At 69.3% G+C, this 13,656-nt stretch carries 7 protein-coding genes; 6 read left to right on the forward strand and 1 reads right to left on the reverse strand.

Going from position 1 to position 13,656, the window contains the following annotated elements; translation table 11 throughout:
* Positions 1-132 precede the first annotated feature (132 nt).
* From AC5K6T_RS26510 to AC5K6T_RS26530, 5 genes are all read left to right on the forward strand, one after another.
* Positions 133-1,038, forward strand: a complete 906-nt coding sequence (locus AC5K6T_RS26510; RefSeq protein WP_493212892.1) for a universal stress protein — start codon at positions 133-135, stop codon at positions 1,036-1,038.
* A gap of 26 nt (positions 1,039-1,064) precedes the next feature.
* Complete coding sequence (locus AC5K6T_RS26515; RefSeq protein WP_493212893.1) at positions 1,065-1,979, forward strand: universal stress protein; 915 nt, start codon at positions 1,065-1,067, stop codon at positions 1,977-1,979.
* A gap of 188 nt (positions 1,980-2,167) precedes the next feature.
* Positions 2,168-4,471 (forward strand): formate C-acetyltransferase, encoded by a 2,304-nt coding sequence (gene pflB / locus AC5K6T_RS26520; protein ID WP_493212894.1) that lies wholly within the window; start codon positions 2,168-2,170, stop codon positions 4,469-4,471.
* Positions 4,468-5,214 carry a pyruvate formate-lyase-activating protein gene (gene pflA / locus AC5K6T_RS26525; RefSeq protein ID WP_493212895.1) on the forward strand — a complete coding sequence of 249 codons (747 nt, stop codon included), beginning with the start codon at positions 4,468-4,470 and terminating at the stop codon, positions 5,212-5,214. The genes pflB and pflA overlap by 4 nt, the downstream gene beginning before the upstream one ends.
* A 459-nt stretch (positions 5,215-5,673) precedes the next feature.
* Positions 5,674-7,947: a DNRLRE domain-containing protein gene (locus AC5K6T_RS26530; protein ID WP_493212897.1), complete on the forward strand. Its 2,274-nt coding sequence runs from the start codon at positions 5,674-5,676 to the stop codon at positions 7,945-7,947.
* A 77-nt stretch (positions 7,948-8,024) separates the two neighbouring features.
* On the opposite strand, the gene AC5K6T_RS26535 is transcribed toward AC5K6T_RS26530, so the two are convergent.
* Positions 8,025-9,269, reverse strand: a complete 1,245-nt coding sequence (locus tag AC5K6T_RS26535; protein WP_493208129.1) for an IS110 family RNA-guided transposase — start codon at positions 9,267-9,269, stop codon at positions 8,025-8,027.
* 341 nt (positions 9,270-9,610) lie between these two features.
* Between AC5K6T_RS26535 and AC5K6T_RS26540 the strand changes: the two genes are divergently transcribed.
* Positions 9,611-13,411 (forward strand): RHS repeat protein, encoded by a 3,801-nt coding sequence (locus AC5K6T_RS26540; RefSeq protein ID WP_493212899.1) that lies wholly within the window; start codon positions 9,611-9,613, stop codon positions 13,409-13,411.
* Positions 13,412-13,656: the final 245 nt, after the last annotated feature.

Genomic DNA, 13,656 nt, shown 5'->3' on the forward strand with positions numbered 1-13,656 from the left:
AAGGGCCCACGAGCCGGGCTCCGGTGACCGATGGGGCCTGTCGGCCCCGGACCGGGGACCTGCGGTACCTGCACCCGCGGCCTCCCCCGCCACCACCCTGGCATCGCAACCCCGACACAGGAGGTGGACAGCATGTCCCGCAACGTCACCGTGGGCCTCGACGGCTCAGCAGCGAGCCGCGCAGCCGCCGATTGGGCGGCCCGGGAGGCGAAGCTGCGCGGTCTGCCGCTGCGGCTGGTGCACGTGTGGGAGCCCGTTCCGGAGATCCTGACGCAGGCGCAGGCCCCGCTGCTGGACGAAGAGAAGCTGCGGGACTGGAGCGAACGGATTCCGCGCGAGACGGCCCGGAGCCTCAGCCACCCCGGCGTGCGGGTGGAGATCGAGGCGATACCCGGCAGGCCGATGGACGCGCTGCCTCAGGCGTCGAAGGACACCGAACTGCTGGTCCTCGGCTCGCGCGGGCTGAGCGGGCTCAGAGGGTTCCTCGTCGGGTCCGTGGGCGCGGCCGTGATCGCGCACACCGACACCCCCGTCGTCCTGGTGCGGGCCGGGGAGCAGGCCGTGGACGAGCACCGGCGGGACCCGGCCGGCGGTCCCTCCGCCGCCACCCCGTACCGGCCCGTCGTGCTCGGCCTCGACACCGTCCACCCCGACGACACGGTGATCGCCTTCGCCTTCGAGGCGGCCGCCCGCCGCGGCACCGCCCTGCGGGTCGTGCACGGCTGGACCCTGCCGCCCTACCCCGCCTACGGCCTGCCCGCCGACCCCGGACTCGACGCCGAACTCGGCCGCCAGGAGGCCGCCGCCCTCACCGCGGTGCTCCAGCCCTGGCGGCAGAAGTACCCGGACGTCGGGGTCGTCGAGGAGTCCCGGCCCGGCAGCGCTGCGGACCTCCTCGTCACGGCCTCCCGGGACGCGTCCCTGGTGGTCGTCGGACGCCGGGTCCGCCGCAGCCCGTTCGGCATCCACATCGGCCCCGTCACCGACGCGGTACTGCACCACGCCGCCGCCCCCGTGGCCGTCGTCGCACACGACTGACAGCGCTCTCGGAAGGAGCGGAGATCATGAACGCAAGCGACGAGCCGGCTCTCGGCAGGGCCCTGGTCGTGGGTGTCGACGGTTCCGAGCCCAGCCTGCGCGCCGCCGACTGGGCCGCCGACGAGGCCGCGCTGCGAGGCGTGCCGCTGCGGGTGGTGTACGCCTGCCTGTGGGAGCGGTACGAGGGTGCCGCGCTCGCCCGGGACCTCGGCAGGACGACCGGACTCCCCCTGCCGCAGGACGTGGCGGGCGCCGCCGCCGAGCGGGCCCGCGCCCGGCACCCCGAACTGCGGGTCACCGCCGACGTGGTGTTCGACGAGCCCGAGTACGCCCTGGTCCGCGAGGCCCGCACGGCCTCCGCGCTGGTCGTGGGCAGCCGCGGACGCAGCGGCATCGCCGAGATGCTGCTCGGCTCCGTCGGCCTGACCGTCGCCGCCCACGCCGACTGCCCGGTGATCGTGCTGCGCGGCAGCCACGACAACCAGGCGACGCCGCCGGTCCACGGACGGGTCGTCGTGGGCGTCGGCGAGGACGCGAAGGAGTCCGCGGCGGTGGGGTTCGCCGCCGAGGAGGCACGGCGGCGCGGGGTCGGCCTGGACGCCGTACGGGCGTGGCGCCGCCCCGCGCACGAGGACACCGGCGACCTGCCGCCGTCCGGCGAGCCCGCCCTGCTGCACGAGCGGCGGGCGGCCGGGGAACTGGAGGCGGCGCTGCAGGACCTTCCGGCCGGCGTCGACGTGCGCCGGCGGACCGCCGAGGGCCACGCCCGACAGGTCCTGATCGACGCCTCGCACCGGGCCGACCTGCTGGTGGTCGGCGCCCGGCGCCGCGAGGGACGCCTCGGGCTCCAGCTCGGGCGGACCGCCCACGCGGCACTGCACCACTCCGCCTGCCCGGTGGCCGTCGTACCGCGCCGGGCGCACGGCGGCACCGGCGGCTGACGGCGCCTCAGGGGCTCGCCCCGGTGACCGGGGACGGCGGCGGGCCCCGCCCGCCAGGGACCTACGGCCCGGCACGGGAGGGACGGGTGGCGCGCCCGGGGTGCGCCGAGAGGCCCTCACCGGCGGCGTCACGAGCGACGAGCATCGAAGCGAAGGACTTCCACGGCAGAGTGAGGGAGAGACCGGCGATGACGGCAACCGAGACGGCAGCACCCCGGGCGGCGACCGAGACGGCACCACCCCGGGCGGCGACCGAGACGGCGGCGACCGGGCCATGGCGGGGCTTCGCCGGTACGCACTGGCGGGACCGGGTCGACGTACGCGACTTCATCCAGGCCAACTACACACCCTACGAGGGCGGTCCCGCGTTCCTGGCCGGCCCGACCGGGCGCACGCTCGCCGTCTGGGGCAAGGTCGCCGGGCTGTTCCCCGAGGAGCGCCGCCGGGGCGTCCTCGACGTCGACACCGGCCTGCCGTCCACCATCACCTCGCACCGGCCGGGCTACATCGACCGCGACCGCGAACTGATCGTCGGCCTGCAGACCGACCAGCCCCTCAAGCGGGCGATCATGCCCAACGGCGGCCTGCGGATGGTCGAGAACGGCCTGAAGGCGTACGGCTACGAGCCCGACCCCTTCGTCACGCGGGTCTTCGGCACCTACCGCAAGACCCACAACGACGGCGTCTTCGACGCCTACACCCCCGAGATGCGCGCCGCCCGCAGGGCCGGGATCATCACCGGGCTCCCGGACGCCTACGGCCGCGGCCGGATCATCGGCGACTACCGGCGCGTCGCGCTGTACGGCACGGACCGGCTGATCGAGGCCAAGCGCGCCGAACGGGCCCTGCTGGACGCGCGGCCCTCCACCCAGGACGTCATCCGCGACCGGGAGGAACTCAGCGAGCAGATCCGGGCACTGGGCGAACTCGCGCGGATGGCCGCCGCGTACGGCTGCGACGTGACCGGCCCGGCGACCACCGCCCACGAGGCCGTGCAGTGGCTCTACCTCGGCTTCCTGGCGGCGGTCAAGGAGCAGAACGGCGCCGCGATGTCGCTCGGCCGCACCTCCACCTTCCTGGACGTCTACCTCCAGCGGGACCTGGACGAGGGGATCATCGACGAGACCCGCGCCCAGGAGCTGATCGACGACTTCGTGATCAAGCTGCGGATCGTGCGCTTCCTGCGCACCCCGGAGTACGACGCCCTGTTCTCCGGCGACCCGACCTGGGTGACGGAGTCCATCGGCGGCATCGGCGAGGACGGCCGCCCCCTGGTCACCCGCACCTCCTTCCGCTTCCTGCAGACCCTCTACAACCTCGGGCCCGCCCCCGAGCCCAACCTCACCGTCCTGTGGTCGCCCGGGCTGCCCGAGGGCTTCAAGCGGTTCTGCGCCCAGGTCTCCATCGACACCAGCGCCATCCAGTACGAGTCCGACGACCTGATGCGCCCGCGCACCGGCGACGACACCGCGATCGCCTGCTGCGTCTCCGCGATGGCGGTCGGCCGGCAGATGCAGTTCTTCGGCGCCCGCGTCAACCTGGCCAAGGCGCTGCTGTACGCGGTCAACGGCGGGCGGGACGAGATCACCGGCGAGCAGATCGCCCCCGAGGCGCCCGCGCTGACCGGCGAGTACCTGGAGTACGAGGAGCTGTCGGCGGCGTACGACCGCATGCTGGACTGGCTGGCCGCCACGTACGTCGACGCGCTCAACGTCATCCACTGCATGCACGACAAGTACGCCTACGAGCGCATCGAGATGGCCCTGCACGACCACCCCGTGCACCGCTTCATGGCCTGCGGCATCGCCGGCCTGTCGGTGGCGGCGGACAGCCTCTCGGCCGTCAGGCACGCCCGCGTCAGGGTCGTCCGGGACGCGACCGGCCTGGCCGTCGACTACGAGATCGAGGGCGAGTACCCGGCGTACGGCAACAACGACGACCGCGCCGACGCCCTCGCGGCCGGCCTGGTGGAGTCGTTCATGGCGAAGGTGCGCAGGCACCCCACGTACCGGGACGCCGAGCACACCCAGTCCGTGCTGACCATCACCTCCAACGTCGTCTACGGCAAGCACACCGGCAACACGCCCGACGGCAGGCGTGCCGGAACGCCCTTCGCGCCGGGCGCGAACCCCATGAACGGCCGCGACCGGCACGGGGTGGCCGCCTCGGCCCTCTCCGTGGCCAAGCTGCCGTACGACCAGGCCCGCGACGGCATCTCGCTGACCACGACGATCACACCCGAGGGCCTCGGCCACGACCCGGCCGAGCGCGCCGGGCACCTGGCCGGCATCCTCGACGCCTACATGACCTCCGGCGGGTTCCACATGAACGTCAACGTCCTGGACCGGGCGACGCTCCAGGACGCCATGGAGCACCCGGAGAAGTACCCGGAGCTGACGATCCGGGTCTCCGGGTACGCGGTGAACTTCGTCCGCCTGACACGCGAGCAGCAGCTCGACGTGATCAGCCGCACCTTCCACGGATCGCTGTGAGCACCACGGCGGAGCCGGTGACGGGCCGGGTCCACTCCTGGGACCTGTCCACCGGGGTGGACGGTCCCGGGACCCGGTTCGTGCTGTTCCTCTCCGGCTGCCCGCTGCGCTGCCTGTACTGCGCCAACCCGGACACCTGGCACATGCGGGACGGCCGGCCGGCCACCGCCGACGAGGTGATGGCCGAGATCGAGAAGTGCCGGCCGTTCCTCACCACCGCCGGCGGGGGAGTGACCCTCACCGGCGGCGAGGCCCTGCTGCAGCCCGCCTTCACCGCCGCCGTCCTCTGCCGCTGCAAGGAACTCGGCCTGCACACGGCCCTGGACACCTCCGGCTTCCTCGGCGCCCGCGCGAGCGACCAACTGCTCGCCGACACCGACCTGGTCCTGCTGGACGTCAAGTCCTTCGACGTGCGCACCTACCGGCGGCTGACCGGCGGCGAACTCGCCCCCACCCTCAACTTCGCCACCCGCCTGGACCGGCTCGGTGTCCCCGTGTGGATCCGGTACGTCCTCGTGCCCGGCTGGACCGACGACCCGGCCGCCGTCGACGGGCTCGGCGCGTTCCTCTCCGGGCTGGGCAACGTCGACAGGGTGGACGTCCTGCCCTTCCACAAGCTCGGCGCCCACAAGTACGACGCGCTGGGAGTCCCCTTCCCGCTGCGCGACACGCCCACGCCGGACCCGGACCTGGTGGAGCGGGTCCGCGAGCAGTTCCGGGAGCACGGCCTGCGAGCCCTGTGACCGCCGGGCCCGTCCCGGGGGCGAGAGACGGGGAACCCGAAGGCGACCGCCCATGAGCGAGCGTGGCGCAAAGACGTTCCTCGTGGCCGAAACGGAGCAGGAGTGGCTGACCGCCCACGCAAAGCTTTCTCCAAGCCGCAGAAAGCAAATTTGATGAGCAATTCGGCCCATGTGTCCTTCTCTTGTTATGACAAAAACGGCAATGTCTGAACCATGGTAACTGGGGCTTACGGGGCGAACAGGCTTATGTGGAGCGTGAGTTGAAGGGTTGGGCGCCGCGGAGAGGCCATGTTCCAGCCGCATGCTCATGTAAAGATCTCCGGCTGGCGCGGGGTGTGACCGCGTCAGTGAGGACTTCACATGTCATTTCTCGTACACAGAGACAGGCGGCTCAGAGCCGCCGACCCTGAACAGCCGTTCCGGCAGCTCCCGTCCACGGGGCGGCTGAGGCCGCTGGCCTTGGCGCTGACACTGCTGATGTCGGTGGAGGCCGCGGTCGTCGTGGCGTCCACGGGTGAGGCCGTCGCACTGGCACGCGACGCCAAGGGCCCGAAGACGTCCGGCGAACCCAGGCAACTCGGGCCCGACACCGCCGCCACCGAGGCGGCGGCCCGCCTCAAGGCGCAGATCCAGAACCGCCGCATCGAGGTCACCGATGCCCGGACGGAGACCTCGACCGTGTACGTCAACCCCGACGGCACGGTCACGGAAGAGGCCTATGCGGGCCCGATCCGGTTCCGGGACGAGCACGGCAACTGGCAGGACGTCGATGTGTCGTTGACGCGTGCCGCCGACGGATCGCTCATGGCGAAGAGGCACCCGCACGGGCTGAGGATCGCGGGCAGGCACGCCGCTCCGAAGCGGCTGAGGGCCGCCGACGCGAAGGGCGCGGGAGGGGTGGTGCCGCTGGTGACGGTCGAGGACCGAGCGGGTCGGCAGATGCAGCTCGGCTGGTCCGGCGGGCTGCCGTCACCCACCATCGAGGGGGCCGAGGGAACGGTCGCCCGGTACAAGGACGCGTTGCCTGCGACCGACCTGCTCGTAGAGTCGACGCGTACCGGCTACGAGCAGTTCCTGGAGCTGAAGGATCGTTCCGCCGTCGACGCCGGCGGCCAGGTCACCTACAGCATGAAGGTCGAGGGTCTGACGGCGAAGGCGCACGCCGACGGGTCGATCACCTTCACCGACGCCAAGGGCAGGACCGCGGGGGTCCTGCCCTCTCCGGTGATGTGGGACGCCCGAACGGACCAGAGCTCCGGTGAGCACACGCACCTCGCGAGGGTCGGGGTGAAGATCGCCCAGAGCGGTGACACGGTCGCGATCACGCTGACTCCGGACGCCGAGTTCATGGCGGACGAGGAGACCCGGTTCCCCGTCACCATCGACCCGACCATCAACGTCGGCGCGAGTTTCGACACGTTCGTCCAGCAGGGTTACACCACCGACCAGTCCGCCGCCACCGAGCTGAAGATCGGCAACAACGGCTCCGGTCAGGTGGCCCGCTCCTTCCTGTCGTTCCCGATGAAGAACATCACCGGGAAGCAGATCACCGCGGCGAAGCTGAACCTGTTCGAGTACCACTCCTGGTCGTGCACGGCCAAGGGCTGGGACCTGTACAGCACGGGGGCCGCCTCGACGAGCACCCGCTGGACCAGCCAGCCCGGCTGGGGCACGAAGTACGCCACGAGTACGCAGACCAAGGGCTACTCCAGCTCCTGCAACGACGGCTGGGTCAACATCGACGCGACCTCGCTGGTCAAGACGTGGGCCGGCAACGGCAACCCCACCAACCATCTGGGCCTGCGCGCTTCCGACGAGACCGACCCGTACGGGTGGAAGCGGTTCAACTCGGGCAACGCCGCGTCGAACACGCCCTACCTGTCGGTGACCTACAACGCGGTCCCGGACGTTCCGACCCTGGTGGCCCCGGTGGCTGCGGCCGCCACGAACGTCACCACGCCGACCCTCGCGGCGAAGGCCCTGGACGGCGACGGATCCCAGGTGAAGCTCGACTTCGAGGTCTGGGCGTCCACCGGATCCGCCGCGCTGCGTTCCGGCTCCAGCGCGAGTGTGGCCTCCGGTGCCCAGGCGTCCTGGAAGCCCTCCACCCTGCCGGCGGGCAGCTACAAATGGCGCGCGCGGTCCTCGGACGGATCGGCGAACAGTGCATGGTCCGCCTTCCGCACGCTCACCGTCGACACCACCGCACCGTCGACGACGACGGTTTCCTCCACCGACTACCCGGCCGGCCAGTGGTCCGGAACGCCGGACGGCAACGGCGACTTCACCGGCACGTTCACCTTCACTCCGCCGACCAGCGATGTGAAGGAGGTCCAGTGGAAGCTGGACTCCGGCATCTGGCAGTCGGCCGCCACCACCGGAACCCCCGTCACCCGCGAGCCGGACTTCCGCGCGGGCCGGCACGTTCTGAGCGCGCGCACCAAGGACGCGGCCGGGAACGTCTCGGCGGACACGACCTATACCTTCTACGCCGGTTCCGGCGCGGCGCTGCTCACCCCCGGCGACGGGGACCGTCCAGCCCGCCGAACCGAGCTGACCGGCCAGGGCAAGACGGGCGACACCGGGGTGCGCTACCAGTACCGCCGCGGTGAGACGGACACCTGGAAGGACATCCCGGCCGCAGACGTGCGCCGCAAGTCCGACGGCTCGACGCCGACCGCCTGGCCGGTGACGGTCACGGGAGGCAACGCCGAGGCTCTGACGCGTAAATAGGTGGAGGTCAGGGTGGCGTGAGGCAGATCTGAGTGCCCGGTGGCCGTGGTGGTCGCCGGGTGTCCGGGCCCTGGGCGTCAGGCTGCGTCCTCGATCGGGTTGAGGGTGACGGTGTAGCCGAGCTGGTTGAGCGCGGTGATCGCGCGGCGGGTGGCGCGTTCGGGGTCACGTTGGGCGAAGTAGGTGCCGCCGAGCTCGCGGTAGGGGACGTTGTCGGTGAGCATGTGCCAGATCGCGGTAATGATCGAGTGCTCGACGGCGACCAGGGCCTTCATCGGGCCGCGGCGGGCGGTCAGCCGCTTGTAGCGGGCCTGGAGGTAGGTGTCCTTGGTCCTCACCGCGCCGAAGGCGGCCAGGCCGAGGGCTCCTTTGAGGTACGGGTTGCCGGGGCGGACCTTGGTGTTCTTGGTGCGGCCGGCGGACTCGTGGTGGCCGGGGCAGACCCCGGCCCAGGACGCGAGGTGCCTGGCGGAGGTGAACCGGGCCATGTCGCCGCCGGTCTCCGCGATGATCACTTCGGCGACGGCCTGGTTGATGCCGGGGATGGTGTCGAGCAGGTCGAGGGCGGGACGAAAGGGGGCCATCGCCTCCTCGATCCGCTCATCGAGCTGTCCGATGGCGTCGGTGAGCTGGTCGTAGTGGTCCAGGTGCAGCCGGGTGAGGAAGGCGTGGTGGTCGCGGAAGCGGCCGGTCAGGGCCTCGGTGAGTTCGGGGATCTTGTTGCGGAGCTTGCGTTTGGCCAGGTCTGCCAGCGTCTGCGGGTCGCGTTCCCCGCCGATGAGGGCCTCCAGCATGGCCCGGCCGGAGACGCCCATGATGTCGGAGGCGACCGCGGCGAGTTTGATGCCGGTGTCCTCCAGCAGCTTCTCCAGCCGCTGGACGATCTGCCCGCGTTCGCGGGTCATCTGGGTGCGGGCCCGGGTCAGGTCCCGCAGTTCGCGCACCGGTGCGGGTGGCACGAACGAGGGGCGGACCAGGCCGTGTGCGCCGAGCTGAGCCAGCCAGGCGGCGTCGGAAACGTCCGTCTTGCGGCCGGGCAGGTTCTTGACCTGCCGGGCGTTGACCAGGATCACGTTCAGGTCCTCGGCCAGCAGGTAGTAGAACGGCTTCCAGTAGTCCGAGGTCGCTTCGATCACGACGAGGGTGACCTCGGCAGCGACCAGATGATCCCGCAGGGCGAGCACGGCGTTCGTGGTCGAGCCCCAGGTCGTGGTCTCGTTGGTGAAAGAGCCTCGCCGTTTCGTACTCGGGCTGCGGACACACGCCTTGGCGTCCTTCTTGCTGATGTCCACACCGGCGCAGCGTTCGTGCAGCACGTCCACGGCCCCGCTCCCTCCCTCACCGAACGGCCAAGCGGTACGCCGTTCCGGGAGGGCCAGGGTGGAACAGGAATTCTGACGCCCGTGCTTCGCAGCAACACTCCACGGTTCCCGTGGACGGCCCTCAGCGCCACGCTGACCTGCGAGCTCACCGGCATCACAGAGCAATCGGCTTCGGCCGGAACGAACCCCACCAGCGTCCCGGACCGGCATCAACCCCCGTCAGGGCAGACAGGAAGCACCTCGGCGCACGCCACGACATTTACCACGCCCCCGGCGCGCACCGAAGGTGCGCTGGATCGCTGACCTGGAACGTCACCAACACCCTCAGCGAAGACGGCCCGGTGGACGTCCGCGCGGTCTTCACCGACGGATCGACCGCGGACGCCTCCCCGGCCACCACCATCACGGTGGACCGCAACGCCGGCGAGGCACCCAGCGAAGACGTCGGACCGGGCAGCGTGAACACCCTGACCGGTGACTTCGGCCTGTCGGCCGTCGACGCCTCCGGCTTCGACCTGGCTGCCACGCGTTCCTTCTCCTCCCGCCGCCCTGCCCACGGCTCCCAGCAGGATGGGCAGGTGGCCATTTACGGTCCTCAGTGGACCGGGGGCACCCTGGCCCAGCTCTCCCAGAGCGAGTGGGCGTCCGTGCGCATGACCTCGGCCACCTCACTAGCGGTGGTTGACGTGGAAGGTACGGAAGTCGGTTTCACCGCAACAACGGGCGGCGGTTGGAAGCCCGAGACAGGCGCGGAGGGCCTGACCCTGACCGGAGCGTTGACAGGACCCTTCACACTGAAGGACACGAAGGGCGCCACTTCGGTGTTCACCAAGGTGGACTCGACCGCTACGGCTTGGCAGCTGTCACGGTCCTTCCTGCCCACGGAGGAATCGACCACGACCGTGATCTCGGAGAAGATCAGCGTGGACGGCAAGGCCCTGGCCCGTCCTAAGTACGTGATCGCACCCTCCTCGGCGGTGTCCGCAGCCACGTGCGCTGGCACCCCGACTACCAAGGGCTGCCGGATACTGGAATACCAGTACGCCACCACGACCACAGCGAGCGGTGGTTCGCTCGGCAATGTGGCGGGACAGGTCACAGGGCTGCGCTTGTGGGCCACGACCCCCGGGGCATCAACTTCCACTGCGACGGCCGTCTCCCAGTATGCCTACGACAGCCAGGGCCGCCTGCGCGAGCAGTGGGATCCGCGAATCTCCCCGGCGCTCAAGACCACGTACACCTACGACAGCGCCGGCCGCGTGCTCACCTTGTCCCCGCCCGGCGAACTGCCGTGGACATTCGAGTACGGCAAGGCCGGTTCCAACGCGGTGGCCGGGGACGGGATGGTGCTGGCGGTCTCCCGTCCCACGCTGAAGGCCGGCAGCAAGGACGAGCAGGACGGCAACAAGGCGGTCACCTCACTCGTCTACGACGTCCCGCTCTCCGGTGACAAGGCACCTAATCTGATTTCCCCGGGTGAGGCCGTCAAGTGGAGCCAAACGGATGCGCCGACAGACGCCACCGCCGTCTTCCCTTCCGACCAGGTCCCTTCTTCCCACGCCGGAGGTGATCTCGGAGCAACTGACTACGACAAGGCCACCATCACCTACACCAATGCCTCGGGACGCGCGGTCAACACCGGCCTCCCCGGCAGGCACCTGACCGTGGCCCAGTACGACCGGTTCGGCAACACCATCTTCGAACTGCTGGCCACCAACCGTGAGCTGGCCCTGGGCAGCGCCAACTACCAGGTCACCACGCAGAGCGAACTCGGCATCCTCGCCGCCTCCCCAGCCGAACGCGCCCGCCAACTCGGCACCGTCTCGTTTTACTCCGCCGACGGCACGCGAAAGCTGGAGGAGTACGGTCCTTTGCACCTCGTCACCTTGACCAAGTCGCTCAGGGGCGACACGGACAGCCCGGACCTTCCGGCTGGAACCCAGGTCGCGGCCCGGGCACACACCATCGATCGATACGACGAAGGCCGACCCACCGATGGCTCCGCCACGGTGTCTAACCAGGTCACGAGCGTTGCCGTCGGAGCCGCGATCGACGGCTATCCGACCGACAGCGACACCCGCAGTACGGACACCGCCTACGATTGGGCCAAGGGATTGCCGACTTCCGTGGTGGTGGACCCTGCCGGGCTGAAGCTCACCTCCGCCATGAGCTACGACGCCCAGGGCCGCATCGTCAAGACGACGACCCCGAAGTCCAACGGATCGGACGCCGGCACGACGGTGACGCGTTACTGGTCCGGAACCGGGACCGGCGCCTGCGAGGGACGTCCAGAATGGGCTGACCTTGTCTGTTCAACGGGCCCGGCCGCCAAGATCACCGGAGGCGGTTCCAACCCTGATGAACTGCCGGCCAGCGCCATCGAGTACGACCGATGGGGCAACCCAGCCAAGATCACTGAGACAGCCAACGGCATAACCCGCACGACGGCCCACGTCTACGACGGTGCAGGGCGTGCGAAGGAGATCCAGATCACCGGCGGCGTCGGCACGGCGATAGCGACCCAGACCACCACGTACGATCCCGCTAGCGGTGACGTAGCGACAACTTCTGACGGCATCTCCACCATCCGCCACACGATCGACCTGCTCGGCCGTGAGATCACCTACGACGACGGAACCGGCAACGCCACCCGAACCGAGTACGACAACCGCGACCGCAAGGTCCGAGTAACCGACTCGGTGCCGTCAACAGTGACCTACGACTACGATGACCTCGGTGGTATGCCCACGCGGATCCATGACTCCGTGATGGGGAGCATTGGCGACGTCACCGGCTCCTACGATTCCGACGGACGTCTCTACAAGCAGCAGCTACCCTGGAACATGGGCGTCGAGTTCAACCTCGATCCCGCAGGTTCCGAAACCTCCCGCTACTGGCACTGGGAATCCGGATGGACTGTCCAAGGTGAATCCACCAGCCGAGACATCCATGGTCAGATCGCCAACCGCACCATCTACACAGGAGGCGGCAGCTACCAGAAGCACACCTATGACGCTGCCGGCCGTCTCACCCGTGTCGATGACTCGCAAGCGGGCGTCACCACCCACCGCGCGTACACCTTCGACGACAACACCAACCGCACCACTCTCACCACCACGGTCGATGACGTCGATGGAGGCGCACCCGAAACGAAGACCGTCAACTACGGCTATGACAGTGCCGACCGGCTGATCGGCACTGGCATCACCTACGACGCTTTCGGCCGCACCACCGCCCAGGCCAGTGGTGCCCAGTACGGCTACTACGCCAACGACATGGTTCGCCAAAGCACGGTGAACGCGAAGCGCACGACCTGGAATCTGGATGCTGCCGGACGCCTCGCCTCCTGGACTACGGAGGAACAAGCAGAAAGCGGCACCTGGAGCGAATCTGCCACGCTGACCAACCACTACGGCAGCGGCAGCGACAGCCCGGACTGGACCGTAGGGAACAACGGCAGCATTAGCCGCAGCGTCAAGGACCTGACAGGCGACTTGATCGCTGCAACCAGTGTCACTGGAGACGTCGTCCTGCAACTGACCAATCTGCACGGCGACGTCGCCACACAGATTCCGCTGGTCGACAGCACCACCCCCGTGGTCAACACCTACGACGAGTACGGCAACCTGCTGCCGGGCACCGACCCCACCCGCTACGGCTGGCTCGGCGGCAAGCAACGCTCCAGCGAAACGCCCAGTGGTGCGATGCTCATGGGCGTACGCCTCTATGACCCGACCACCGGTCGGTTCCTCTCAGCCGACCCCATCCCGAACGGCAACGCCACCGCCTACGAGTACTGTGCAGCAGATCCCACTGGCTGCACGGACCTTACTGGCGCCTTTAGGGTGTCGTGGTGGAGTCCGTGGTATTCCCCGGTCTACTACATCTCCGTAAAGTTCAGTAAGCGCGAGACAAGGGACATGGCGATAGGCTCAGGAGTAGTTGGCACCTTCCTTTCTATCGTCAAGGACTATCTGCCGAAGAGATACGTTCACGTTATCGCGGCTGTTCGGACGGTAGCCTGGTACATTTCCGCCGTGTCGGCTTACGCTGCGGCCCGCGGAAAGTGCACCAAGATATATGCTGGCGCGGTTAAGGGGACCACGCTCGCTACGTGGAATGCGTGGGCGGTCAAATGCTGAGATATTTCCTCACGAAAGGAGGCGGGTTGAGAAATCTCAGACGCGGCGATATCCGAACCATAGGTGAAGCCTTGATGGCGATCCTGCTGGCCGGTTTCACTCTGTGGCTGGTCGTGCAGGGGGAATCGATCCTTGCCTCTCTCTTTGCGGTGGGAAGCGCGACATACGTGGGTGACATCCTGCGCAGAGCCCGAAAGGGGCGGCGCGCCTAGCTGGTGGAAAAGTCTTCCCCCTTCGCCGCGGGA

This window comes from Streptomyces sp. B8-7 (assembly GCF_058833805.1).

Excerpts from the sequence above, each read along its gene's own strand:
- AC5K6T_RS26510 (WP_493212892.1), top strand. The coding sequence starts at position 133 with ATGTCCCGCAACGTCACCGTGGGCCTCGACGGCTCAGCAGCGAGCCGC.
- AC5K6T_RS26515 (WP_493212893.1), top strand. The coding sequence starts at position 1,065 with ATGAACGCAAGCGACGAGCCGGCTCTCGGCAGGGCCCTGGTCGTGGGT.
- pflB (WP_493212894.1), top strand. The coding sequence starts at position 2,168 with ATGACGGCAACCGAGACGGCAGCACCCCGGGCGGCGACCGAGACGGCA.